The sequence below is a fragment of the Sphingomonas sp. UYEF23 genome, from assembly GCF_040546165.1.
GTDB lineage: Bacteria > Pseudomonadota > Alphaproteobacteria > Sphingomonadales > Sphingomonadaceae > Sphingomonas > Sphingomonas glacialis.
Genome location: NZ_JBEPNG010000026.1, coordinates 1 through 2,517, shown reverse-complemented (window position 1 = coordinate 2,517; position 2,517 = coordinate 1). Strand labels below are relative to the sequence as shown.

Annotated in this window: 3 protein-coding genes; all 3 read right to left on the bottom strand. The window is 65.4% G+C overall.

Annotated elements, in window-relative coordinates; all coding sequences use genetic code 11:
- Positions 1 to 25 precede the first annotated feature (25 nt).
- Complete coding sequence (gene tnpC, locus ABIB28_RS18445) at positions 26 to 1,564, bottom strand: IS66 family transposase (protein ID WP_502958260.1); 1,539 nt, start codon at positions 1,562 to 1,564, stop codon at positions 26 to 28.
- 62 nt (positions 1,565 to 1,626) lie between these two features.
- Complete coding sequence (tnpB, locus tag ABIB28_RS18440) at positions 1,627 to 1,974, bottom strand: IS66 family insertion sequence element accessory protein TnpB (protein ID WP_354289563.1); 348 nt, start codon at positions 1,972 to 1,974, stop codon at positions 1,627 to 1,629.
- On the bottom strand, positions 1,971 to 2,393 hold the full coding sequence (locus ABIB28_RS18435; RefSeq protein ID WP_354289561.1) for a transposase: 423 nt from the start codon (positions 2,391 to 2,393) through the stop codon (positions 1,971 to 1,973). Before ABIB28_RS18435 ends, tnpB begins: the two co-directional genes overlap by 4 nt.
- Positions 2,394 to 2,517 lie beyond the last annotated feature (124 nt).

Sequence of the window (2,517 nt, the reverse complement as noted above, 5' to 3'; positions counted from 1 at the left end):
GTAAGCGTGGCGTAGAGGCCGCGCCTCAAGCGGCTTTCGCGAGCATTTGATCGTTCGGCGACTGCCAATTCCATGGCAGCAGTTCATCCCAGCGCGCGGCGGGCCAGTCGGCAGCGATCCTGGCGATGACGTCGGCGATGTAGGCCTGCGGTTCGAGGCCGTTCATCTTGGCGGTCTCGATGACGGAATAGATCGCCGCGGCGCGCGTCCCGCCTGCTTCGGAGCCAGCGAACAGCCAGTTCTTGCGGCCGATCGCGATCGGGCGGATGGCGCGTTCGGCGATATTATTATCGATCTCGAGACGGCCATCGTCGAGGAAGCGCGTGAACGCATCCCATCGCTTGGTGCCGTAGCGGATGGCCTTGGTCATCAGCGATTTGGGCGCGAGCTTTCTGAGCGCGTCATCGAGCGCGACGCGAAGCGCCGTGATCAGCGGTCGCGACCGCGCCTGGCGGGTGGTTCGTCGGACGTCGGCGGGCTGACCGCGGATCTCGGCCTCGATCGCGTAGAGCTGACCGATGCGCTCGAGGAGATCGGTGGTCAGCGCGGTCGGCTGTTGCTTATGGCGCTCGAACAGCTCGCGCCGGAAATGCGCCCAGCATGCGACCTCGAACACGCTGTTGCCTGTATAGATGCCGTTGAACCCGGCATAGGCGTCGGCCTGGAGGAAGCCGGTGAAGGTGGCGAGTTCGCGCTTGGGATGGATACCGGCACGGTTGGGGGTGAATCGATACCAGACGAGCGGCGGGGTAGCGGCACCCGATGCGCGATCATCGACGACATAGGCCCATAGCCTGCCGGTCGCGGTCTTGCCGCTGCCGGGGGCGAGCACCTTCACCGGCGTGTCGTCGGCGTGGATCTTTGCTGCCTTCAGACCTTCCTCGCGGATGCGCGTGACGATCGGATCGAGCAGATGCGCCGCCTGGCCCGCCCATCCGGCGAGGGTTGAGCGATCGATCTCGATCCCTTGCGCCGCCATCATCTCGGCCTGACGGTAGAGCGGCAGGTGATGATCGAACTTCGCGACAACGACATGCGCGAGCGTGCCGAACGTCGCCTTGCCGCGCGCAATCGGCTTGGGCGGCGCGGGCGCCTGAACGATCGCCTCGCAGACACGGCAGCTATACTTGGGGCGGATGTTGCGCACGACACGCCAGCTGATCGGCACGACATCGAGCATCTCGTCGGTATCCGCGCCAAGCTGGCGCAGCGTCCCTCCGCACGACGGGCATGCGCAGGTGCCGGTCGCTGGTTCGTAAACGACCTCGTCGCGCGGCAGGTGAGGCGGCAGCGCGCGGACCGGCGTGGGCCGTTCGGGTCTGGCGACACTATCGGACCCGCGCGTATCGGTGCTCGCGGCGTCGGCCTCATACTCTTCGAGCGCGAGTTCCAGTTGCTCGATCTCGCTTGCCAGCCTCTCGGACGAGGTGCCAAACGTCATCCGGCGCAGCCGTGCAAGTTGGGCGCGCAGCATGGCGATCACACGATCGCGGGCATCGACCTGAGCCTCGAGGCTGGCGATCCGGGCATCCCGATCGGGTGCGGAAGCGGCGTGCTGCGACACACCGATTTATTACCAGATCAGGGTCGCCGAGACGAGCAAAAACGGCGTAATCCCGTCGATTATTACCCTGCCAGCGCAGGCAACCACGTGCGTTCGGGACGCCGCCAGTCGATCCCTTCGAGCAGCATCGAGAGCTGCGCGGCAGACAGGTGCGCGACACCGATCTGGCCGATCGGCCAGACGAACTTGCCGCGATCGATCCGCTTGGAGAACAGGCATAATCCCTGGCCGTCATACCAGAGCAGCTTGATCAGATCACCGCGCCGACCGCGGAACGCGAACACCGCGCCGGAATGCGGATTATGCTTCATGACCTCCTGCGCCATCACCGCCAGCCCGGACATCCCCTTGCGCATATCGGTCGGCCCGCACGCCAGCCACACCCGCGTCGCAGGCGGCAACGCGATCATCGCTGAAGCACCGACAGCACGCGGCCGAGCGCCTCTGCATCGATCGACGCATCGACGCTCAATCGGATACCGCTGAGGAGCTCGATCGCGATCTTGCTCGCAATATCCGGCGTGGGCGGTGGTGGTGCCGCGGGAAGCGCGGGCACGACGGGATCGGCGATGATAACCTCGGTGAAACGGTCGCCAGTCGGCTCCTCGAGTGCAGGCGGCAATGTCCTTGCCGATCGATCGAGCAGCATCCCCGCCATCGCATTGCGCCGCCAAGTGTAAAGCGATCCGCTGGTGATGTCGTGGCGTTCCATCGCCAAGCGCACCGAGCCGCCCGGACCAAACGCATCGCGCAACATCGTCAGCTTCTGCTCGACGCTCCAGTACCGACGTCCCGACACACGGGCGATCACCTCGATGCGACCGCTCATACGACTGCTCGTATGACTACTCGCATCCGCCCCGACTTCATCATCCACCGCGCCGCTCCGCCGAAAGGCACAAGCATCGCAGCATCACCGTCAGCCGCAAGGCGGCCTATGCGCCACGCTTACG

Bases quoted from the DNA above. Each gene is read 5' to 3' on its own strand.
- tnpB (WP_354289563.1), bottom strand. From the start codon at position 1,974: ATGATCGCGTTGCCGCCTGCGACGCGGGTGTGGCTGGCGTGCGGGCCG.
- ABIB28_RS18435 (WP_354289561.1), bottom strand. From the start codon at position 2,393: ATGAGCGGTCGCATCGAGGTGATCGCCCGTGTGTCGGGACGTCGGTAC.